Raw genomic sequence first — 21,943 nt, forward strand, 5'->3', positions numbered from 1 at the left:
AATAGTATATATAAAAGGCGTCAATAATTTCCAAATTCTTTGGCGCACAAAATAACAAATAATATTTTTAGTAATTGTTGTTTATTTAGCCGTTATAATTACGCAGGGTGATTACAACGGCGATATTAATGTGGATTTTTACGCCAGGCGGGTTTTGCGCAGTGCCAGATAATCCAGCAATCCACCAAAAACGACCCCACAGACCGCGACCACCACCGAGATTTCCAGCAGTTCCGGCAGGAAGGAGAAGTTGGTGTAATCCAGCGCGTTCATGGTTAACAGCAGCAGCCAAACCACCAGCAGACAGCAGCCCGCAACCAACGTCATTAATGCCAGGCTGTACGCGCCACGAAATTCCGTGCGCGGAATGAAGCTCTCATTTTGCCAGCTATGTTCCAGAGTCTGACGACAAACCAGCAGCAGTATGAGGCCGGGGATAGCGGCAAACACAGAGAACAAATAAAACGTTGGCCACCCGTGCGCTTCAACAAACCAACCTGCTACCGGGCCAACGTAAACGCGACCAACGGCGGAAAGCGCGGAGAGCAGAGCGAACTGGGTCGCTGAGAAGGACTTATTGCACAGCGTCATTAATAAGGCGACAAACGCTGCCGTACCCATGCCACCACACAGGTTTTCAAAGAAGACGGCGGCGGCCATACTGAACATGTGTTTGTCAGTGATGGACAATAACCAGTAGCCCGCATTCGACGCCCCCTGCAGGATGCCGAAAATCAGCAATGCGCGAAACAGCGAAAGGCGTTGCATCAGGATCCCGCCGTACAGCGCGCCAACGATGGTTGCCAGCAGTCCGAGCGTTTTATTCACCACGCCAACTTCACCCGCATCAAATCCGACGCCGCGGATTAAAAAGGTTGTAGTCAGGCTCATGGCAAAGGCATCCCCGAGCTTATACAGAACGATAAGCAGCAGAATTAGCCAGGCGTTGTTACGACCAAAGAAGTCGCGCAGCGGGGCCACAACCGCCTGCTCCAGCGTTTTGGGCACCGGAATGGCATCAGTCGGTTCGGGCGCTAGCAGGGTAGCGATGATGCAAGGTATCAGCAGCGCCGCCATCAGCCAGTACATTCCTTGCCAGCCCAGCCAGCGGTCGGCCATCCACAGAGCCAGCCCACCGGAAACCAGCATCCCTAAACGATAGCCCAGCACGCTGATAGCCGCGCCGGTGCCGCGTTCTTCGGCGGGTAGCACGTCGGTTTTCCATGCGTCAAAGACGATATCCTGCGATGCCGAGCAAAACGCGATCACCACCGCAAGCGCGGCCATCCAGCGTAGCTGCGTGCCAGGCTCCAGAAAGCCCATCGCGGCGATAGAAATCAGTAACAGCACCTGAGTTGCCAGCAGCCAACCACGGCGTCGACCTAAAAACGGCGGCGTGTAGCGGTCCATTAGCGGAGACCAGAGGAACTTAAACACGTAGGCCTGGCCGACCAGAGAAAAGAAACCGATGGTTTTAAGATCGATATTCTCGACTGTCATCCATGCCTGAAGCGTACCCGAGGTCAGTGCGAGTGGTAAACCGGAGGCGAATCCCAGTATGAGCAGGATAGCTGAACGTGGTTGCTGAAAAATACGTAAGTAATGACTGGACATGGGCTTCTATAGGCCCGACGAACGCCGGGCCATATGGGCAGAAATTAACGAGCGTTCTGCTTGATGAAATCGTGAACGCTGGTGTCCTGAGACATATCAGCGATGGTATCGGTCAGCACGCTGTTAACGGCGTCAGCGATATTTTTGTTAGAGGCCTGCAGTGCGCCTTCAACAGAATAGCTTGCGCGGTAGTTTTTGGTCATCTTGTTGCCGTTAGCAGCGGTCGCAATGATGGCGATGTCTGCCTTGGTGGCGATGTTATAGCGCACGCTACCCTGGGACACGTCTGCATACAGCTGGCTAACAATGATTTGCAGGTTAACAGCACCGTTTGGCCCAATCATATAACCGCGTGCGGTCATCTGTTTTTCCAGTACTTCTTGCAGCAGGAAGCGCAGATCGCGGGACGCGGTCAGGGTAACAAGCTGGTTGTCACGGGTAACTTTTGCCAGCGCCTGATCCTGACGCTGGTCGGCACCATTGATGCTAACGGTCACACCCATCAGGCTCGGGTCCTGCTGTGGCAGGGTAATTTTCGGGGAAACTTCAATAGTGGTCGGCGGCGTTGCGCATCCAGCTAACATAAACAGCGCGACAAACGGGACGAGGATTTTTTTAAACATGCCAGGGCTCTCAGCGAATCTAAATTGTATGGTTGGAGAAAATTCCCGCCATCATAACATCGCCAACGATGAGGGGAAGTGGGTAACGCATGTAAATTCATTGTGTTGTCAGTTTTATGTCTTTGTGGAGACCATAAACGGACTTTTTGCAATAAATCGAAGTGAGGATTTAGTGAACTTCATCCATTTGGCTGAGAAAATCAGACAAACGCTAATTTTTTGTTGCTAAGGTGTAATGAAAGCGGTAAAAGCGGCTAGTATTTAAAGGGATGGGTGACATCTCAGCGTTGTCGGAGGAAAAACTTCATGATGATTCGTGAGCAAATAGAAGAAAAATTAAGGGCAGCGTTCCAACCCGTGTTCCTCGAAGTTGTGGATGAAAGCTATCGTCACAATGTCCCGGCAGGTTCTGAAAGCCACTTTAAGGTTGTGCTGGTTAGCGATCGCTTTACAGGTGAGCGTTTTCTGAATCGTCATCGGATGATTTACAGCACCTTAACGGTGGAGCTTTCCACAACCGTTCATGCACTTGCCCTGCATACCTACACCATTAAGGAGTGGGAAGCGTTGCAGGATACGATTTTTGCATCGCCTCCGTGTCGTGGGGCGGGAAGCATCGCGTAAAAACGGATTTGCAACAACCGACGCTTTTCCAGTATGTTGCTACAGATTATGTGAAAACGGCCTGCGGGCCGTTTTGTTTTGTCTGAATTCTGGGGCAGTCGTACAGTATTCAGACAAAAATTAGCCGGGAATTGTGAAAAAAGCCGCAGCAACGCGCGATAACCGTTCTCGACTCATAAAAGTGATGCCGCTATAATGCGCGTCTTATTTTTCGGAATGTCTTCGGGATGATTCTGACGACAGGGAATGTGATTGCTTATGAGAACATCCCAGTTCCGCGAAGCCAACAACCTGTGCTTGCGGAGAAGAGTTGACCGAGCACTGTGATTTTTTGAGGTAACAAGATGCAAGTTTCAGTTGAAACCACTCAAGGCCTTGGCCGCCGTGTAACGATTACTATCGCTGCTGACAGCATCGAGACCGCTGTGAAAAGCGAGCTGGTCAACGTAGCGAAGAAAGTGCGTATTGACGGTTTCCGCAAAGGAAAAGTACCGATGAATGTTGTTGCTCAGCGTTATGGCGCGTCTGTTCGCCAGGACGTTCTGGGCGACCTGATGAGCCGCAACTTCGTTGACGCGATCATCAAAGAAAAAATCAATCCGGCTGGCGCACCGAACTACGTTCCGGGCGAATACAAACTGGGTGAAGATTTTACTTACGCGGTAGAGTTCGAAGTTTACCCGGAAGTTGAGCTGACTGGCCTGGAAGCAATCGAAGTTGAAAAACCGGTTGTTGAAGTCACCGACGCTGACGTTGACGTGATGCTGGACACCCTGCGTAAGCAGCAGGCTACCTGGAAAGACAAAGACGGCGCTGCAGATGCAGAAGACCGTGTAACCATCGACTTCACCGGCTCTGTAGACGGCGAAGAGTTCGAAGGCGGCAAAGCGTCTGACTTCGTACTGGCGATGGGCCAGGGTCGTATGATCCCAGGCTTTGAAGAAGGCGTTAAAGGCCACAAAGCTGGCGAAGAGTTCACTATCGATGTGACCTTCCCGGAAGAGTACCACGCTGAAAACCTGAAAGGTAAAGCCGCTAAGTTCGTTATCAACCTGAAGAAAGTTGAAGAGCGCGAACTGCCGGAACTGACTGAAGAATTCATCAAACGTTTCGGCGTTGAAGATGGTTCCGTAGCGGGTCTGCGCGCTGAAGTACGTAAAAACATGGAACGCGAGCTGAAAGGCGCTGTGCGTAACCGCGTTAAATCTCAGGCGATCGAAGGTCTGGTAAAAGCTAACGACATCGATGTTCCGGCTGCTCTGATCGACAGCGAAATCGACGTTCTGCGTCGTCAGGCTGCACAGCGTTTTGGCGGCAACGAAAAACAAGCTCTGGAACTGCCGCGTGAACTGTTCGAAGAACAGGCTAAGCGTCGCGTAGTTGTAGGTCTGCTGCTGGGCGAAGTGATTCGTACCAACGAGCTGAAAGCTGACGAAGATCGCGTTAAAGGCCTGATCGAAGAGATGGCTTCTGCTTACGAAGATCCGAAAGAAGTTGTTGAGTTCTACAGCAAAAATAAAGAGCTGATGGACAACATGCGTAACGTCGCTCTGGAAGAGCAGGCTGTTGAAGCTGTTCTGGCGAAAGCGAAAGTGACTGAAAAAGCCACTTCCTTCAACGAGCTGATGAACCAGCAGGCGTAATTCGTCGCTTATTTAGCACGAATTTCGTACGCAAGCCCGTCACCTTTTGGTGGCGGGTTTTTTTTTGTCACGGATTTTGCATGGGAAGAGTGCGAAAACAGCGTTTCAGTGTTAGCGTTACAACAAAAGATTGTTATGCTTGAATTATGGCGATGTCGTACCCATTACTGAGGGACTAGCTGATAATCCGTCCATAAGGTTACAATCAGCACAGCAGGTTTTTTCAAATTTTATCCAGGAGACGGAAATGTCATACAGCGGCGAACGAGATAACTTTGCACCCCATATGGCGCTGGTGCCGATGGTCATTGAACAGACCTCACGTGGTGAGCGCTCTTTTGATATCTATTCTCGTCTACTTAAGGAACGCGTCATTTTTCTGACCGGCCAGGTCGAAGACCATATGGCTAACCTGATCGTGGCGCAGATGCTGTTCCTGGAAGCAGAAAACCCAGAAAAAGATATCTACCTGTACATCAACTCCCCTGGTGGAGTGATCACTGCCGGGATGTCTATCTATGACACCATGCAGTTTATTAAGCCGGACGTCAGCACCATTTGTATGGGCCAGGCGGCCTCAATGGGCGCGTTCCTGCTGACTGCCGGGGCGAAAGGTAAACGTTTTTGCCTGCCTAACTCTCGCGTCATGATCCACCAGCCTCTGGGCGGTTACCAGGGCCAGGCAACGGATATTGAAATTCATGCCCGTGAAATCCTGAAGGTAAAAGGGCGCATGAACGAACTTATGGCGCATCATACGGGTCAATCTCTTGAGCAGATTGAACGTGATACCGAGCGCGATCGCTTCCTCTCCGCTTCTGAAGCGGTAGAGTACGGTCTGGTCGACTCGATTTTGACCCATCGTAATTAATGCCCAGCGCGCAGGTGTACCGCTATAATTACCTGGAGCGGCACAACGCTGACTAGCGTCTTGCGCCTGAGAATGGCATTTGCGTCGTCGTGTGCGGCACAAAGAACAAAGAAGAGGTTTTGACCCATGACAGATAAACGCAAAGATGGCTCGGGCAAATTGTTGTACTGCTCTTTTTGCGGCAAAAGCCAGCATGAAGTGCGTAAGCTGATTGCCGGACCATCCGTGTATATCTGCGACGAATGTGTTGATTTATGTAACGACATCATTCGCGAAGAGATTAAGGAAGTAGCACCGCACCGTGAACGCAGTGCGCTGCCGACGCCACATGAAATTCGCAACCACCTGGACGATTACGTCATCGGTCAGGAGCAGGCGAAGAAAGTGCTGGCGGTCGCGGTATACAACCATTACAAACGTCTGCGCAACGGCGACACCAGCAATGGCGTCGAGTTGGGCAAAAGTAACATCCTGCTGATTGGCCCGACGGGTTCCGGTAAAACGCTGCTGGCTGAAACGCTGGCACGCCTGCTGGACGTTCCGTTCACTATGGCCGATGCCACCACGCTGACCGAAGCTGGTTATGTGGGTGAAGATGTTGAAAATATTATTCAGAAACTGCTGCAGAAGTGCGATTACGACGTGCAGAAAGCACAGCGCGGGATCGTCTATATCGATGAAATCGACAAGATTTCTCGTAAGTCTGACAACCCGTCCATTACCCGTGACGTTTCCGGCGAAGGCGTACAGCAGGCGCTGTTGAAACTGATCGAAGGTACGGTTGCTGCCGTTCCACCGCAGGGGGGGCGTAAACATCCTCAGCAGGAATTCCTGCAGGTTGATACCTCCAAGATCCTGTTTATCTGCGGCGGTGCCTTTGCCGGTCTGGATAAAGTCATTGCTAACCGTGTTGAAACGGGCTCCGGCATTGGTTTTGGCGCAACGGTAAAAGCGCAGTCTGATAAAGCCAGCGAAGGTGAACTGCTGTCGCAGGTGGAGCCGGAAGATCTGATCAAATTTGGTCTGATCCCTGAGTTCATCGGGCGTCTGCCGGTTGTAGCGACGCTGAGCGAACTGAGCGAAGAAGCGCTGATCCAGATCCTGAAAGAGCCGAAAAACGCCCTGACCAAGCAGTACCAGGCGCTGTTCAATCTTGAAGGTGTCGATCTGGAATTCCGTGAGGAAGCGCTGGATGCTATCGCCAAAAAAGCGATGGCACGTAAAACCGGTGCTCGTGGTCTGCGTTCTATCGTCGAAGCCGCACTGCTTGACACTATGTACGATCTGCCTTCTATGGAAGACGTCGAAAAAGTGGTGATCGATGAGTCGGTGATTGGCGGCCAGAGCAAGCCATTGCTGATTTACGGTAAGCCGGAAGCGCAGCAGGCATCTGGCGAATAATTCATCAATTCATACAGACATTTAATTAATAAGGGGGGATTTTATCTCCCCTTTTATTTTTCCGTAAACATGGCGTTGAATGTGTGGGAAACATCCCCATATACTGACATACATGTTAAAGGTGGTGTGGAGCACAGTCGTACCACCTGATTACCTGGCGGAAACTAAACTAAGAGAGAGCTCTATGAATCCTGAGCGTTCTGAACGCATTGAAATCCCCGTATTGCCGTTGCGCGATGTGGTGGTTTATCCGCACATGGTCATACCCTTATTTGTAGGGCGGGAAAAATCTATCCGTTGTCTGGAAGCGGCTATGGACCATGATAAAAAAATCATGCTGGTTGCCCAGAAAGAAGCGTCAACGGATGAGCCGGGTGTAAACGATCTTTTCACCGTCGGGACCGTGGCCTCTATTTTGCAGATGCTGAAACTGCCTGACGGCACCGTAAAAGTGCTGGTCGAGGGGTTACAGCGCGCGCGTATTTCAGCGCTGTCTGACAACGGCGAGCACTTCTCTGCGAAAGCGGAGTACCTCGACTCGCCTGCTATTGATGAGCGCGAACAGGAAGTGCTGGTGCGTACCGCTATCAGCCAGTTCGAAGGCTATATCAAGCTGAACAAGAAAATCCCGCCCGAAGTGCTGACGTCGCTGAACAGCATTGACGATCCTGCACGTCTGGCGGACACCATCGCTGCGCACATGCCGCTGAAGCTTGCTGACAAGCAGTCCGTACTGGAGATGTCCGACGTTAACGAACGTCTGGAATATCTGATGGCGATGATGGAGTCTGAAATCGATCTGCTGCAGGTTGAGAAACGCATTCGCAACCGCGTGAAAAAGCAGATGGAAAAATCCCAGCGTGAGTACTATCTGAACGAGCAGATGAAAGCCATTCAGAAAGAGCTCGGCGAGATGGACGATGCGCCGGACGAAAACGAAGCGTTGAAGCGTAAAATCGACGCGGCGAAAATGCCGAAAGAGGCAAAAGAGAAAGCGGAAGCAGAACTGCAGAAGCTGAAAATGATGTCTCCGATGTCAGCGGAAGCGACCGTAGTCCGTGGCTACATCGACTGGATGGTTCAGGTGCCGTGGAATGCGCGTAGCAAGGTCAAAAAAGATCTGCGTCAGGCTCAGGAAATCCTCGATACTGACCATTACGGTCTGGAACGCGTCAAAGACCGTATTCTTGAGTATCTCGCGGTTCAAAGCCGTGTGAATAAAATCAAGGGGCCGATCCTGTGCCTGGTTGGGCCGCCGGGGGTAGGTAAAACTTCTCTGGGACAGTCCATCGCTAAAGCAACCGGACGTAAATACATCCGTATGGCGCTGGGCGGCGTGCGTGATGAAGCTGAAATTCGCGGTCACCGCCGGACCTATATTGGTTCGATGCCGGGTAAACTGATCCAGAAAATGGCTAAAGTGGGCGTTAAAAACCCGCTGTTCCTGCTTGATGAGATCGACAAAATGTCTTCCGACATGCGTGGCGATCCGGCTTCCGCACTGCTTGAGGTGCTGGATCCAGAGCAGAACGTGGCGTTCAGCGATCACTACCTGGAAGTGGACTACGATCTCAGCGACGTGATGTTCGTTGCGACCTCTAACTCCATGAATATTCCCGCACCGTTGCTGGATCGTATGGAAGTGATCCGTCTGTCCGGGTATACCGAAGACGAGAAGCTGAACATTGCTAAACGTCACCTGTTGCCGAAACAGATTGAGCGTAACGCGCTGAAAAAAGGCGAGCTGACGGTCGACGATAGCGCCATTGTGGGCATTATTCGTTATTACACCCGTGAAGCTGGCGTGCGTAGTCTGGAGCGTGAAATTTCCAAACTGTGCCGTAAAGCGGTGAAACAGTTGCTGCTCGACAAGTCGCTGAAACATATTGAGATCAATGGCGACAACCTGCACGACTACCTGGGCGTACAGCGCTTTGACTATGGCCGCGCGGACAACGAAAACCGCGTAGGTCAGGTAACCGGTCTGGCATGGACGGAAGTGGGCGGCGATCTGCTGACCATCGAAACCGCTTGCGTACCGGGTAAAGGTAAGCTGACCTACACCGGTTCTCTGGGTGAAGTCATGCAGGAATCCATTCAGGCTGCGCTGACCGTGGTGCGCGCGCGTGCGGAAAAACTGGGTATTAATCCGGACTTTTACGAAAAACGCGACATCCACGTTCACGTACCTGAAGGGGCGACGCCGAAAGACGGTCCAAGTGCAGGTATTGCCATGTGTACCGCGCTGGTTTCTTGTCTGACCGGTAACCCGGTTCGCGCCGACGTCGCGATGACCGGCGAGATCACCCTGCGTGGCCAGGTTCTGCCTATTGGTGGTTTGAAAGAAAAACTGCTGGCAGCACACCGTGGTGGTATTAAAACGGTCTTAATTCCAGACGAAAACAAACGCGACCTGGAAGAGATTCCGGACAACGTAATTGCCGATCTGGACATCCATCCGGTGAAACGCATTGAGGAGGTTCTGACGCTCGCGTTGCAAAATGAGCCCTCCGGAATGCAGGTTGTGACCGCAAAATAGTGACCTCGCGCAAAGAGCACTAATAAAAACAGGGCTGGCAGGCCATTTCGGACTTGCCAGCCTTTTTTTGTATAGCTAATTTAGATGACGGATTGGGCTTGCCATCATTAACGGGTGTTGTAAGGGCATGGCAGGCCTGATATAACTGCTGCGCGTTCGCACTTTGAAGGATTCAGGTGCGATATAAATTATAAAGAGGAAGAGAAGAGTGAATAAATCTCAACTGATCGACAAAATTGCTGCAGGGGCTGATATCTCTAAAGCTGCGGCTGGACGTGCGTTAGATGCAATTATTGCTTCTGTTACCGAATCTCTGAAAGAAGGTGATGACGTAGCGCTGGTAGGTTTTGGTACTTTTGCCGTTAAAGAGCGTGCTGCCCGTACTGGTCGCAACCCGCAAACAGGTAAAGAGATCACCATCGCCGCGGCTAAAGTACCGGGCTTCCGTGCAGGTAAAGCACTGAAAGACGCGGTAAACTAAGTGATTTCCCCTTTGGGGATGTGACGAAGTACAAGGGCGCATCGACTGATGTGCCTTTTTTATTTGTAATTCCGGTACTTTCTACGCGTTGTGGGCTGACAATTGCCCCTGTTTCTTGTCACAATAGGCCTTTGTACGCAGCGTTCAGGAAACGCTATGCTGCGTGAAGCATATATACTCAAAATCCTTGCCGCCGCTGTGGTGACAACGCGCAGGCGGCTTGAGAGATAACGCGTATAGTCATCTACAGCGGAGTGTGGTTACACCATGATGGACAGCTTACGCACGGCTGCTAACAGTCTCGTGCTCAAGATTATTTTCGGTATCATTATCGTGTCGTTCATTTTGACCGGCGTGAGTGGTTACCTGATTGGCGGGGGCAATAACTTCGCCGCCAAAGTGAATGGCCAGGAGATTAGCCGCGGGCAGTTCGAGAATGCGTTCAACAGCGAACGTAACCGCATGCAGCAACAGCTGGGCGATCAATACTCCGAACTGGCTGCGAACGAAGGCTACATGAAAACGCTGCGTCAGCAGGTGCTGAATCGTCTTATTGACGAAGCGCTGCTGGATCAGTACTCCCGCGAGCTTAATCTCAACATCAGCGACGATCAGGTTAAACAGGCTATTTTCGCCACGCCTGCGTTCCAGGTGGACGGTAAATTTGATAACAATCGCTACAACGCGATTGTTAATCAGATGGGAATGACCGCAGACCAGTACGCTCAGGCATTACGTAATCAGCTTACTACCCAGCAACTGATTAACGGCGTTGCCGGTACGGACTTCATGCTGAAAGGCGAAACGGACGAGCTGGCGGCGCTGGTCGCACAGCAGCGTATCGTTCGCGAGGCGACAATTGACGTTAACGCACTGGCCGCGAAGCAGTCTGTTACCGAGCAGGAAGTTGCCAGCTACTACGAGCAGAATAAAAACAACTTTATGACGCCGGAACAGTTCCGCGTGAGCTACATCAAGCTGGATGCTGCTGCTATGCAGGAGACGGCCAGCGATGCGGATATTCAGGCTTATTATGACCAGCATCAGGATCAGTTCACTCAGCCGCAGCGTAACCGCTACAGCATCATTCAGACCAAAACGGAAGATGAAGCCAAAGCGGTACTGGACGAGCTGAACAAAGGCGGTGATTTCGCTGCGCTGGCAAAAGAAAAATCTGCTGACATCATCTCTGCCCGTAAAGGCGGCGATATGGGATGGCTGGAAGATTCCACCACCCCGGATGAGCTGAAGAATGCCGGTCTGAAAGAGAAAGGCCAGCTGTCAGGTGTGATTAAGTCTTCCGTTGGTTTCCTCGTTGCGCGTCTTGACGACGTGCAGCCTGCGCAGGTTAAACCGCTGAGCGAAGCGCGTGACGACATTGCGGCGAAAGTGAAGCAGGAAAAAGCGCTGGATGCCTACTATGCGCTGCAGCAGAAAGTGAGCGATGCCGCCAGCAACGATAACGAATCCCTGGCGGGCGCGGAGCAGGCGGCGGGTATGAAAGCGGTTGAAACGGGCTGGTTTAGCCGTGACAGCCTGCCGGAAGAGCTGAACTTCAAACCGGTCGCTGACATCATTTTCAATGGTGGTTTGGTTGGTGAGAACGGTACGCCTGGCAGTAACTCTGACATCATCACCGTGGATGGCGATCGCGCGTTTGTACTGCGTATTGCAGAGCACAAAGCTGAAGCCGTTAAACCACTGGCTGAAGTGAAAGATCAGGTAACTGCGCTTGTTAAGCACAATAAAGCAGAGCAGCAGGCGAAGCTTGATGCCGATAAACTGCTGGCGGATCTGAAAGCTGGTAAAGGCGATGAAGCCATGAAAGCGGCGGGTCTGAGCTTTGGCGAGGCGAAAACGCTGAGCCGTACGGGTCAGGATCCGCTGAGTCAGGCGGCCTTTGGCCTGAGCCTGCCGGCGAAAGACAAACCGAGCTACGGCGTGGCGAACGACATGCAGGGTAACGTTGTACTGCTGGCGCTGGACGAGGTGAAAGCCGGTTCTATGCCTGAAGAGCAGAAGAAAGCGATGGTTCAGGGGATTACCCAGAACAATGCGCAGATTGTCTTTGAAGCGCTGATGAGCAACCTGCGTAAAGCCGCAAAAATTAAAGTCGGTGACGCGCTGGAACAGCAGCAATAACCGAGGCTACTCGCAAAAAATTGCAAAAAATTGTATCAACCAAAGGCCGCTTTCGCGGCCTTTTCCATTTCTGATATTTGCCGTTTGTCTGCCGTTCTGCACCTCGCTATCGTGATTCCACTGTTAACAAACAAGGAGAAAACAGTATGAAACATGGAATCAAAGCCCTGCTTATTACCCTTTCATTGACCTGCGCCGGTATGGCTCAAAGCGCACTGGCTGCAGAGCCAGTCGCCAAAAGCCAGGCGACTCAAGTCAAAGCGGATGCTACGGGGGTAGCACAAAGCAAAGCCACGCAACCGGCTAAAGCGAGCGATGATGAAGGCACCAGGGTAAGCATCAACAGCGCTTCTGCGGAGGATTTAGCGCGAGTCATGAATGGCGTAGGTCTGAAGAAAGCACAGGCGATTGTCAGCTATCGTGAGGAGTACGGGCCGTTTAAAACGGTGGAGGACTTAAAGCAGGTGCCGGGCATGGGGAGTTCGCTGGTAGAGCGCAATCTGGCAGTTTTAACACTTTAATAACTTGCAGAGTGCTGAAAGTTTGCCAGACTGTAGAGGTCATACCAGTTATGACCTCTTACCCTAAAGTGTGTTCCTATAAAAACAACGTAAGGCTCCTGCGCTATGCAAACACAAATCAAAGTTCGTGGTTTTCATCTTGATGTCTATCAGCACGTTAACAATGCTCGCTATCTTGAGTTTCTGGAAGAAGCCCGCTGGGATGGCCTGGAAAACAGCGACAGCTTTCAGTGGATGACCGCACACAACATCGCTTTTGTGGTCGTGAATATTAACATTAACTACCGCCGCCCTGCGGTGCTGAGCGACCTGCTGACCATTACCAGTCAGGTGCAACAGCTAAATGGCAAAAGCGGTGTGTTGAACCAGACTATCACCCTGGAGCCGGAAGGACAGGTGGTGGCAGACGCGTTGATTACCTTCGTCTGTATTGATTTGAAAACGCAAAAGGCGCTACCGCTGGAAGGGGAGTTGCGCGAAAAACTGGAGCAGATGGTGAAGTGATGGAAGGAAGCCTGACGGCGCTTCGCTTATCAGGCTTACGGGCGATATTGACCACGGTGAATGTCGAAAGCCGGATAAGGTGCGTGCACCGCCATCCGGCAAAACGATCACTTTAGTCCTGTTTTCTGCTTCATTGCCGCCATCACTGCCGGTTTATCTGCCAGATAATGGTTCAGGCCGTTGGCGCGCAGATTACAGGCCGCGCAGTGACCGCAACCGTCACCTTTGATGCCGTTATAACAGGTCAGCGTTTCTTCGCGTACCAGGTCCAGCTTGCCCCAGTAATCGGCCAGAGCCCAGGTTTCGGCTTTATCGATCCACATCAGCGGGGTTTCAAAGCGGATATCTTTCGCCATTCCCAGGCTTACGGCATGGTTCAGGGCTTTGACGAACTCATCGCGGCAGTCCGGATATCCAGAGAAATCCGTTTCACAAACGCCGGTAATGACCGCCTCCGCCTGCACCTGATACGCGTAAATCGCCGCCAACGTTAAAAACAGAATATTGCGTCCTGGCACAAAGGTATTAGGAATGCCGTTCGCATCCGGTTCGTAATCGGGTACCGGAATGTTATCGCGGGTCAGGCTGCTGACGGCCAGTTCGCTGAGCAGCGTTACATCAAGTACCTTGTGCGCACGCGCGCCAAGTTTTAAGGCCAGGTCACGTGCGACATCAATCTCAGCGCGATGGCGCTGACCATAATCAAAGGTCACGCAGTGCACTTCATCATACTGATGCAGCGCTTGCGCCAGACAGGTTGTGGAGTCCTGACCCCCACTGAATACAACAACGGCACGTTTCATGGTTTTTCCTGACAAATAACGAAACCCTTATGGTAGCGCCTGGGCGTGTCGCCGACCAGCTTCTTCACGCCGACGGGGGCGGTAGCCAGGCTTCGGTAAATTCAAACCAGCCGCGAGGATTCAGGCGTACGCCGTTCACGCCCGGCGGAGCGCTAATACGATAGTGATAATTGAACAGCGGTGTCAGGGTCGCGTCATGCATCAGCGAGGCGAAAACGTGTTGTAAAGCCGCATGACGATCGTCCTCATCGGCCTGGATTTGCAGGGCATCCAGGGTGGTTTGCAGATGAGTATATGCCGGCGAGCTCAATACATGTGACCAGAGCTGATCGCAGCGCAGCCACTGTTCGAGGGTATATTCAGGTGCTTCGCCAATCAGCCTGTCGCCCATCATCAGGTCGGCCTGGGCTAAAGGATGGTCGCCATCCCAGTTTTTAGCATTATGAAAAATAAGCGTTAATTCACAGCCGAGTAGCGCCAGCGCCTGGCGAAGCTGTTCAGCCATGGCGTGCAATTCTACCGGCAGGTGATAGGCCAGCGTAAGTTTTTCCGGTAGCGGCACGTCGTCCAGTTCATCCCATTGGGGGATCGTCCATCCCGGCAGCAGCGCATTGCTTGGCGTGATCAGGTTTTCATCCACGTCAAGCGTTTGTAGCAGGGAAGAGCGGTGGATAATATTGACCAGGCGACGGGCCTGCTGCGTATTCAGCCGCGCGCTTTTTCTGAGCGTGAGATAGCAGAAACCGAGGCTGATCCCGCTGCTTACCTGGCTTAGCATGGGAAGCTCTTCGGGTTTACCAATTGCAATTTGAACCGGATGGCGACAGCTGGTGCCCAAATCCTGGGAGAAAAGCTGCGGGGTTATCCAGTATTCAATGGCTTTTAGTAGCGGATGACTCAGGTGGTAGTGATCGTGACTCTCGATGCGCACCAGGTCAGGGGTAAACAGCGTCAACCGGAACGGACCGGTACCAACAAACGGGAGTTCGGGATGTGCCAGGTGACTGCTGTAGCTTGCCAGACGATGCGCCAGCCAGAAGTCGGGGCGATGCAAAATAAAGGTTAGGCACTGGGGATGCGTCACCTCAATGCGCTTTACGCTGATAAACAGCTTGTTTAACGCGGGTAGCTCTAACAGCTTCAGCAACTGTTGATGTAGCTGTGTGCTGCTGACCGCATCGCCGTTATGCCAGTACAGGGTGGAGCGAATATAGAAATCCCAGCGCTGGCCGTCGGCGGAGATATTCCAGTGGTGGGCTAAATCTCCGCAGGGGCGTTGCGTAACACTGTCGAACCGGGTCAGGCCCGAGAATATTTGTCCGGCGAGGTGTTGTTCTGCGCGACCGGGGAGAAATCCAGGGTGCAAAGGGTCGAGCTGGCGGTAATAGGGGATGCGCAGGGTTGGCGTGTCGTTTTGCCACTGACCGCCCATAAACGGCTGGAGCAGCGTTCTTAATTCTCCCGGCGCCAACTGAGCCAGCTCCAGTACGCTAAGTTGCTCCCCCTTTTGCAGCGCTTGTTCCATCATAATGCTGCGTAACGAATCTGGCGTCACCAAAAAGCGCAGTTGCCCGCGTTTCCCACGCCCCGACTGGGCGTGCCACTCCAGCCAGCCAGCATCCTGCGCTTGCTTCAGCAGGGTACGCACGTGGCGCTCGCTACAAAAACAGCGTTCTGCCAGCTCCCCGACGGTCACCGACTGCGGTTCTCCCGCCGACGGCTGCCACAGGCGTTGGTACTGATTCAGGCGATTCAACAATCTCATGTACACGTCATCCTTCAAGCTGCCTCTTTGTTGGCGTGTTAATTCACCCCAGTCACTGCATGCTCCTGGACGTTCATTCACTTGCCGCCTGGATGCAACTTGAATGATTTTGTGTAATAAACCCGGAACAATTCATTTTATCTATTCACTATTACTTCCGTATATCTCAGGTGATACTGAATCACAAGTTAACCGCGTCACAGTGTGGAGAAAGAAATGGCTCGTCTGGCTGCATTTGATATGGATGGCACCCTTTTGATGCCGAATCACCATTTAGGTGACGAAACGCTTTCAACGCTGGCGCGCCTGCGTGAACGCGAGATCACCCTGACATTTGCCACCGGCCGCCATGTGCTGGAGATGCGCCATATTTTGGGTTCTATCTCACTGGACGCCTTTTTGATCACGGGTAACGGCACGCGCATTCACTCTGTTGAGGGCGATGTATTGCACCGTCAGGATCTGGATCCGACTGTGGCGGATATTGTGTTACATCAGAAGTGGGATACTACAGCCAGCATGCATGTCTTTAATGACAACGGTTGGTTCACCGGACAAGAGATCCCATCGCTGCTACAGGCGCATGTGTATAGCGGATTTCGCTACCAGATCGTCGATGTGAAACGTATTCCGGCTCATCAGGTAACGAAAGTCTGTTTCTGTGGGGATCATGACTCCCTGATCCAATTACGCATTCAACTGAATGAGGCGCTGGGTGAGCAGGCAAATCTCTGTTTTTCCGCGGTTGATTGCCTTGAGGTGCTGCCGGTGGGCTGTAACAAAGGATCGGCGCTGGCGGTACTAAGCGACCACTTAGGTTATTCAATGGCCGAATGTATGGCATTTGGCGATGCCATGAACGATCGCGAAATGTTAGGCAGCGTTGGGCGCGGCCTGATTATGGGCAACGCGATGCCACAACTGATTGCTGAACTGCCGCATTTGTCGGTGATTGGGCATTGCCGCAATCAGGCGGTGTCACACTTTTTGACGCATTGGCTGGACAATCCGCATCTACCTTATTCCCCCGAATGAGAGATCCCTTCCAGCAAGCCAGACTTCGCGTCTGGCTTTTTTTTATCCCATTAATGGGTGTTCAGAAGCCGGGTGAGTTCCGCTTTCCACGGCGTTAAATCACCGATGTGTGTGTCGATCCACTGCGGGTTGTAGTAGGTTTCAAGATAGCGTTCGCCGCTGTCGCACAGCAGCGTGACCAGTGAACCGCTTTCTCCGGCATCGCGCATACGGGCGGCAAGTTGCAGCGTTCCCCACATGTTGGTGCCGGTTGAAGCGCCGACTTTGCGGCCCAACTGCGTTTCCAGCCAGTGTGCGGTGGCCACGCTTGCGGCATCCGGTACGCGCAGCATTTCATCGACTACGTCAGGAATGAAGGAGGGTTCGACACGTGGGCGGCCGATGCCTTCGATTTTGCTTCCTACCGGGCTGCGTAACGTTGCATCGCGATCCTGCCAGAAGGGCAGAAAGACTGAGTTTTCCGGATCCACCACCATCAGGCGAGTATCGTAGCCCTGACAACGAATATAGCGGCCAATGGTTGCAGAGGTGCCGCCGGTTCCGGCGCTCATTACAATATGGCGGGGGACGGGGTTGGGCTCGCACTGCATCTGACGGAAGATGCTGTCAGCAATATTGTTATTGCCACGCCAGTCGGTAGCGCGCTCAGCATAAGTGAACTGGTCCATGTAATGACCGTTCAGCTCACGCGCCAGCTGTTCAGAGGCCGCATAGATTTCACAGGCGCTTTCCACGAAATGACAGCGACCACCGTAAAACTCAATCTGTTCAATTTTACGCTTCGCCGTACAGGAAGGCATGACGGCAATAAACGGCAGCCCTAACAGTCGGGCGAAATAAGCCTCGGAGACCGCCGTTGAACCGGACGATGATTCAATGATGGTGGTGCCTTCTTTAATCCAGCCATTGCACAATCCGTACAGAAACAGTGAACGCGCCAGACGATGCTTCAGGCTCCCGGTGGGATGCGTGCTCTCATCTTTTAAATAGATCTGAATGCCCGGGAACGCCGGTAGCGACAGACGAATGAGATGCGTATCCGCAGAACGCTGATAATCCGCGTTGATTTCATTGATGGCGTTTTTAACCCAGGAGCTATTCATAATTAATAGATATCCATTTGTCATTTTGTGCCAAGAATAGCGAAAAGCACGGAAAAAATTGTTGCCATTTAGCCTTTAAAATAGAATGTAAGGAGAAAATTCTTCTCTGTGGAGTGGATATGTTAGACAAAATTGACCGTAAGCTGCTTAGCTTACTGCAACAGGACTGCACCCTTTCTTTGCAGGCGTTAGCAGATGCCGTTAATCTGACTACCACCCCCTGCTGGAAACGCCTCAAACGGCTTGAAGATGACGGTATCCTGCTGGGTAGAGTCGCCCTGTTAGATCCAGAAAAACTGGGGCTGGGGCTGACCGCGTTTGTGCTGATTAAGACTCAGCATCACAGCAGTGAATGGTATTGCCGCTTTGTCACCGAAGTCACCGGTATGCCGGAGGTTCTGGGGTTCTGGCGTATGGCAGGGGAATATGATTACCTGATGCGAGTGCAGGTCGCCGATATGAAAAGCTACGATGAATTTTATAAGCGCCTGGTGAACAGCGTACCGGGCCTGTCTGACGTCACCTCCAGCTTTGCGATGGAACAGATTAAATACACAACTGCTCTCCCTATTGAATAACTCTCCCGGCGCTTATTGCCGGAAATCTTGTCAGGACATAACGCGTGCGATTATTTGCTCAATTAAGCTGGTACTTCCGCCGGGAGTGGCGTCGCTACCTCGGGGCGGTGGCCCTGCTTATCATCATCGCTATCCTTCAGCTTATTCCGCCGAAAGTGGTCGGGATCATTGTGGATGGCGTGACGACTCAACGCTTCACCACCGAGTGGCTGCTGATGGGGGTGGGAACAATTGCCCTGATTGCAGTGGTGGTTTATTTGCTGCGCTATGTCTGGCGCGTGCTGCTGTTTGGCGCATCCTACCAACTGGCGGTTGAGCTGCGGGAAGATTATTACCGTCAGTTGAGTCGCCAGCATCCAGAATTTTATCTGCGTCACCGCACGGGCGATCTGATGGCGCGTGCGACCAACGATGTTGATCGGGTCGTATTTGCCGCCGGAGAAGGCGTGCTGACGCTGGTAGATTCGCTGGTAATGGGATGTGCGGTGCTGATCGTGATGTCAACGCAGATAAGCTGGCAGCTGACGTTAATTGCGCTGCTGCCGATGCCGGTGATGGCGTTGATGATCAAACGTTACGGCGATCGACTCCATAATCGCTTTAAGCTGGCGCAGGCGGCGTTTTCCAGTCTCAACGACCGTACTCAGGAAAGCCTGACCAGTATTCGTATGATCAAGGCCTTCGGTCTGGAGGATCGGCAATCGGCATTATTTGCCGCCGATGCCGAAGATACCGGTAAGAAAAACCTGCGCGTGGCGCGCATTGACGCCCGCTTTGATCCCACGATTTATATCGCCATTGGCATGGCTAACCTACTGGCGATTGCCGGGGGAAGCTGGATGGTGGTGCACGGCTCGCTGACGCTCGGCCAGCTCACCAGCTTTATGATGTATCTCGGTTTGATGATTTGGCCGATGCTGGCGCTGGCATGGATGTTTAACATCGTCGAACGTGGCAGCGCGGCGTACAGCCGTATTCGCGCCATGCTGTCTGAAGCGCCGGTGGTGGATGACGGCACTGAACCGGTACCGGAAGGGCGTGGGGAGCTGGCGGTGGCGATTCGCGAATTTTGCTACCCGCAAACGGCACACCCGGCGCTGGAAAATGTGAACTTCCAGCTTAAACCTGGGCAGATGTTGGGCATTTGTGGGCCTACCGGCGCGGGGAAAAGTACGGTGCTGTCGCTGATTCAGCGTCATTTTGATATCACCCACGGCGATGTGCGCTTTCATGATATCCCCTTAACGCGATTACAACTGGATAGCTGGCGCAGCCGGCTGGCAGTTGTCAGCCAGACGCCATTCCTGTTTTCGGATACCGTTGGCAATAACATCGCGTTAGGACGCCCTCAGGCCACGCAGGAAGAGATCGAGTATGTGGCACGCCTTGCCAGCGTTCATGAGGATATTTTACGTCTTCCGCAGGGCTACGACACCGAAGTGGGCGAACGTGGGGTGATGTTGTCTGGTGGGCAAAAACAGCGTATTTCTATCGCTCGAGCGCTACTCCTGAACGCTGAAATCCTGATTCTGGATGATGCGCTGTCGGCGGTAGATGGTCGTACCGAGCATCAGATCCTGCATAACCTGCGCCAGTGGGGCGAAAGCAGAACCGTCATTATTAGCGCCCACCGTTTATCGGCCCTGACGGAAGCCAGCGAGATTATCGTGATGCAGCATGGGCATATTGCCCAGCGCGGCGAGCATGATGCGTTAGTGCAGCAGCCTGGCTGGTATCGCGATATGTACCGCTATCAGCAACTGGAAGCGGCGCTGACTGATGCACCAGAGATAAACGAGGAGGCGGCTAATGCGTAGTTTTGGGCAATTATGGCCGACCCTGAAAAGATTGCTGGCGTATGGCTCTCCATGGCGAAAACAGCTGGCTATTGCGGTAGTCATGCTGTGGGTGGCGGCTGCGGCGGAAGTCAGCGGTCCGCTGCTGATTAGCTATTTTATCGATAACATGGTGGCGAAGAATAATCTGCCGCTGGCGATGGTCGCCGGGCTGGTTGCGGCATATATCGGTCTGCAACTGCTGGCGGCTGGCCTGCATTACGCGCAGTCATTGCTGTTTAACCAGGCGGCAGTTGGCGTAGTACAACAGTTGCGCACCGACGTAATGGACGCTGCGCTGCGCCAGCCGCTCAGCGCCTTTGATACTCAACCCGTCGGGCAGCTAATCTCCCGCGTGACCAACGACACCGAAGTTATTCGCGACCTGTACGTGACGGTGGTAGCAACAGTCCTGCGCAGTGCGGCATTAATTGGCGCCATGCTGGTAGCGATGTTCAGCCTTGAGTGGCGTATGGCGTTAGTGGCGATGGCCATTTTCCCGGCCGTGCTGGTGGTGATGGTGATTTATCAACGCTACAGCACCCCGATTGTGCGCCGGGTTCGCGCTTATCTGGCGGATATTAACGATGGCTTTAACGAAGTCATCAACGGCATGAGTGTTATCCAGCAGTTCCGCCAGCAGGCGCGATTTGGCGAGAGAATGGGCGAAGCAAGCCGCTCGCACTATATGGCGCGTATGCAAACCCTGCGACTGGATGGTTTTTTGTTGCGCCCGCTGCTTAGCCTTTTCTCGGCGCTGATCCTCTGCGGATTGCTGATGCTGTTCAGTTTTACCTCTGGCAGCTCGATCGAGGTTGGCGTGCTGTACGCGTTTATCAGCTACCTCGGCCGTTTGAATGAACCGCTGATCGAGTTGACCACTCAGCAATCAATGCTGCAGCAGGCGGTTGTCGCCGGTGAGCGAGTGTTCGAACTGATGGATGGGCCACGTCAGCGCTATGGTGAAGATGAGCGACCGCTAAAGAGCGGGGACATTGAGGTGGATAACGTTTCATTTGCCTATCGCGACGACAATCTGGTGCTGCAAAATATCAGTTTGTCCGTGCCTTCGCGCAGCTTTGTGGCTTTGGTCGGACACACCGGCAGTGGTAAAAGCACGCTCGCCAGCCTGTTGATGGGTTACTACCCGCTGACGCAGGGGGAAATCCGCCTTGATGGACGGCCGCTGTCTTCACTGAGCCACGGTGCGTTACGTCAGGGCATCGCCATGGTGCAGCAGGATCCGGTGGTGATGGCAGATACCTTCCTGGCGAACGTTACGCTGGGCCGCGATATCTCAGAAGAGCGGGTATGGCAGGCGCTGGAGACCGTGCAACTGGCAGAACTGGCGCGAGGTCTGAGCGAGGGGATTCATACCCGGCTGGGCGAGCAGGGCAATAATCTCTCCGTTGGTCAAAAACAGCTGCTGGCGTTGGCGCGGGTGTTGGTTGAAACGCCACAGGTGTTGATCCTCGACGAAGCGACGGCCAGTATTGACTCCGGTACTGAACAGGCCATTCAGCAAGCTCTGGCGGCGGTACGTGAACACACCACGCTGGTGGTGATTGCGCATCGGTTATCGACGATTGTCGATGCTGACACCATTCTGGTGCTGCATCGCGGTCAGGCGGTTGAGCGTGGTACGCACCAGCAATTACTGGCGGCGCAAGGCCGTTACTGGCAGATGTATCAGCTGCAGCTGGCGGGTGAAGAGTTAGCCGCCAGTACGCAAGACGATTCTGTTATCGCCTGATGGCGCGGCGCTTATCCGGTCTGGGGCCAGCACGGTCTCGTAGGCCGGATAAGGCGTTTACGCTGCCATCCGGCAATCAACAATCTGGTGCAAAAATGTAACGCACTA

18 protein-coding genes are annotated in these 21,943 nt (G+C 53.0%); 13 read left to right on the forward strand and 5 right to left on the reverse strand.

Annotated elements, in window-relative coordinates:
• Positions 1-138: 138 nt before the first annotated feature.
• Positions 139-1,614 carry a muropeptide MFS transporter AmpG gene (gene ampG / locus WC7_RS19825; protein ID WP_032946977.1) on the reverse strand — a complete coding sequence of 492 codons (1,476 nt, stop codon included), beginning with the start codon at positions 1,612-1,614 and terminating at the stop codon, positions 139-141.
• Between the two features lie 44 nt (positions 1,615-1,658).
• Positions 1,659-2,237 (reverse strand): lipoprotein, encoded by a 579-nt coding sequence (locus tag WC7_RS19820; protein WP_016152050.1) that lies wholly within the window; start codon positions 2,235-2,237, stop codon positions 1,659-1,661.
• Positions 2,238-2,543: 306 nt separating this feature from the next.
• On the opposite strand from WC7_RS19820, the gene bolA reads away from it, so the two are divergent.
• From bolA to fadM, 9 genes are all read left to right on the forward strand, one after another.
• On the forward strand, positions 2,544-2,861 hold the full coding sequence (gene bolA / locus WC7_RS19815) for a transcriptional regulator BolA (protein WP_016152051.1): 318 nt from the start codon (positions 2,544-2,546) through the stop codon (positions 2,859-2,861).
• Positions 2,862-3,205: 344 nt separating this feature from the next.
• Entirely contained in the window at positions 3,206-4,504 is a 1,299-nt protein-coding gene (gene tig / locus WC7_RS19810; RefSeq protein ID WP_003021622.1) for a trigger factor, read from the forward strand.
• 247 nt (positions 4,505-4,751) lie between these two features.
• Entirely contained in the window at positions 4,752-5,375 is a 624-nt protein-coding gene (gene clpP / locus WC7_RS19805) for an ATP-dependent Clp endopeptidase proteolytic subunit ClpP (protein ID WP_003021624.1), read from the forward strand.
• Positions 5,376-5,501: 126 nt separating this feature from the next.
• A complete protein-coding gene (gene clpX, locus WC7_RS19800; protein ID WP_003831013.1) occupies positions 5,502-6,776 on the forward strand; it encodes an ATP-dependent protease ATP-binding subunit ClpX in 1,275 nt (424 codons plus the stop codon).
• 184 nt (positions 6,777-6,960) lie between these two features.
• Positions 6,961-9,315 carry an endopeptidase La gene (gene lon / locus WC7_RS19795; protein ID WP_016152052.1) on the forward strand — a complete coding sequence of 785 codons (2,355 nt, stop codon included), beginning with the start codon at positions 6,961-6,963 and terminating at the stop codon, positions 9,313-9,315.
• Positions 9,316-9,505: 190 nt separating this feature from the next.
• The gene (gene hupB, locus WC7_RS19790) at positions 9,506-9,796 is read left to right on the forward strand and encodes a nucleoid-associated protein HU-beta (RefSeq protein WP_219352570.1); all 291 of its coding nucleotides are present in this window, start codon (positions 9,506-9,508) and stop codon (positions 9,794-9,796) included.
• Between the two features lie 267 nt (positions 9,797-10,063).
• Positions 10,064-11,938 (forward strand): peptidylprolyl isomerase, encoded by a 1,875-nt coding sequence (ppiD, locus tag WC7_RS19785; RefSeq protein ID WP_016152053.1) that lies wholly within the window; start codon positions 10,064-10,066, stop codon positions 11,936-11,938.
• Between the two features lie 146 nt (positions 11,939-12,084).
• Positions 12,085-12,459: a helix-hairpin-helix domain-containing protein gene (locus WC7_RS19780; protein ID WP_016152054.1), complete on the forward strand. Its 375-nt coding sequence runs from the start codon at positions 12,085-12,087 to the stop codon at positions 12,457-12,459.
• A 105-nt stretch (positions 12,460-12,564) separates the two neighbouring features.
• Positions 12,565-12,963 (forward strand): long-chain acyl-CoA thioesterase FadM, encoded by a 399-nt coding sequence (gene fadM / locus WC7_RS19775; protein WP_016152055.1) that lies wholly within the window; start codon positions 12,565-12,567, stop codon positions 12,961-12,963.
• 107 nt (positions 12,964-13,070) lie between these two features.
• Here fadM and queC read toward each other — a convergent pair whose 3' ends face one another.
• Together queC and WC7_RS19765 are read right to left on the reverse strand one after the other, a co-directional pair.
• The gene (queC, locus tag WC7_RS19770; protein ID WP_003021638.1) at positions 13,071-13,766 is read right to left on the reverse strand and encodes a 7-cyano-7-deazaguanine synthase QueC; all 696 of its coding nucleotides are present in this window, start codon (positions 13,764-13,766) and stop codon (positions 13,071-13,073) included.
• 64 nt (positions 13,767-13,830) lie between these two features.
• A complete protein-coding gene (locus WC7_RS19765) occupies positions 13,831-15,531 on the reverse strand; it encodes an SgrR family transcriptional regulator (RefSeq protein WP_016152056.1) in 1,701 nt (566 codons plus the stop codon).
• A 216-nt stretch (positions 15,532-15,747) separates the two neighbouring features.
• Here WC7_RS19765 and cof point away from each other — a divergent pair, with 216 nt between their 5' ends.
• Positions 15,748-16,566, forward strand: coding sequence for an HMP-PP phosphatase (gene cof, locus WC7_RS19760; protein ID WP_016152057.1), 819 nt, complete (start codon positions 15,748-15,750; stop codon positions 16,564-16,566).
• 50 nt (positions 16,567-16,616) lie between these two features.
• Here cof and WC7_RS19755 read toward each other — a convergent pair whose 3' ends face one another.
• A complete protein-coding gene (locus WC7_RS19755) occupies positions 16,617-17,672 on the reverse strand; it encodes a PLP-dependent cysteine synthase family protein (protein WP_094168793.1) in 1,056 nt (351 codons plus the stop codon).
• A gap of 116 nt (positions 17,673-17,788) precedes the next feature.
• Between WC7_RS19755 and decR the strand changes: the two genes are divergently transcribed.
• The 3 genes from decR to WC7_RS19740 are packed head-to-tail and all read left to right on the forward strand — an operon-like array spanning position 17,789 to position 21,835.
• Positions 17,789-18,247 carry a DNA-binding transcriptional regulator DecR gene (decR, locus tag WC7_RS19750; RefSeq protein ID WP_016152059.1) on the forward strand — a complete coding sequence of 153 codons (459 nt, stop codon included), beginning with the start codon at positions 17,789-17,791 and terminating at the stop codon, positions 18,245-18,247.
• A 44-nt stretch (positions 18,248-18,291) separates the two neighbouring features.
• Positions 18,292-20,064 (forward strand): SmdA family multidrug ABC transporter permease/ATP-binding protein, encoded by a 1,773-nt coding sequence (locus tag WC7_RS19745; RefSeq protein ID WP_016152060.1) that lies wholly within the window; start codon positions 18,292-18,294, stop codon positions 20,062-20,064.
• The gene (locus WC7_RS19740) at positions 20,057-21,835 is read left to right on the forward strand and encodes a SmdB family multidrug efflux ABC transporter permease/ATP-binding protein (protein ID WP_016152061.1); all 1,779 of its coding nucleotides are present in this window, start codon (positions 20,057-20,059) and stop codon (positions 21,833-21,835) included. The genes WC7_RS19745 and WC7_RS19740 overlap by 8 nt, the downstream gene beginning before the upstream one ends.
• Positions 21,836-21,943: the final 108 nt, after the last annotated feature.

The organism is Citrobacter sp. KTE151 (assembly GCF_000398845.1).
In the GTDB taxonomy this organism is placed as follows: Bacteria; Pseudomonadota; Gammaproteobacteria; order Enterobacterales; family Enterobacteriaceae; genus Citrobacter; species Citrobacter braakii.

Bases quoted from the DNA above. Each gene is read 5' to 3' on its own strand.
- WC7_RS19780 (WP_016152054.1), top strand. From the start codon at position 12,085: ATGAAACATGGAATCAAAGCCCTGCTTATTACCCTTTCATTGACCTGC.
- clpX (WP_003831013.1), top strand. From the start codon at position 5,502: ATGACAGATAAACGCAAAGATGGCTCGGGCAAATTGTTGTACTGCTCT.
- clpP (WP_003021624.1), top strand. From the start codon at position 4,752: ATGTCATACAGCGGCGAACGAGATAACTTTGCACCCCATATGGCGCTG.
- fadM (WP_016152055.1), top strand. From the start codon at position 12,565: ATGCAAACACAAATCAAAGTTCGTGGTTTTCATCTTGATGTCTATCAG.
- ppiD (WP_016152053.1), top strand. From the start codon at position 10,064: ATGATGGACAGCTTACGCACGGCTGCTAACAGTCTCGTGCTCAAGATT.
- ampG (WP_032946977.1), bottom strand. From the start codon at position 1,614: ATGTCCAGTCATTACTTACGTATTTTTCAGCAACCACGTTCAGCTATC.
- bolA (WP_016152051.1), top strand. From the start codon at position 2,544: ATGATGATTCGTGAGCAAATAGAAGAAAAATTAAGGGCAGCGTTCCAA.
- WC7_RS19820 (WP_016152050.1), bottom strand. From the start codon at position 2,237: ATGTTTAAAAAAATCCTCGTCCCGTTTGTCGCGCTGTTTATGTTAGCT.
- WC7_RS19740 (WP_016152061.1), top strand. From the start codon at position 20,057: ATGCGTAGTTTTGGGCAATTATGGCCGACCCTGAAAAGATTGCTGGCG.
- lon (WP_016152052.1), top strand. From the start codon at position 6,961: ATGAATCCTGAGCGTTCTGAACGCATTGAAATCCCCGTATTGCCGTTG.
- WC7_RS19765 (WP_016152056.1), bottom strand. From the start codon at position 15,531: ATGAGATTGTTGAATCGCCTGAATCAGTACCAACGCCTGTGGCAGCCG.
- cof (WP_016152057.1), top strand. From the start codon at position 15,748: ATGGCTCGTCTGGCTGCATTTGATATGGATGGCACCCTTTTGATGCCG.
- decR (WP_016152059.1), top strand. From the start codon at position 17,789: ATGTTAGACAAAATTGACCGTAAGCTGCTTAGCTTACTGCAACAGGAC.
- queC (WP_003021638.1), bottom strand. From the start codon at position 13,766: ATGAAACGTGCCGTTGTTGTATTCAGTGGGGGTCAGGACTCCACAACC.
- tig (WP_003021622.1), top strand. From the start codon at position 3,206: ATGCAAGTTTCAGTTGAAACCACTCAAGGCCTTGGCCGCCGTGTAACG.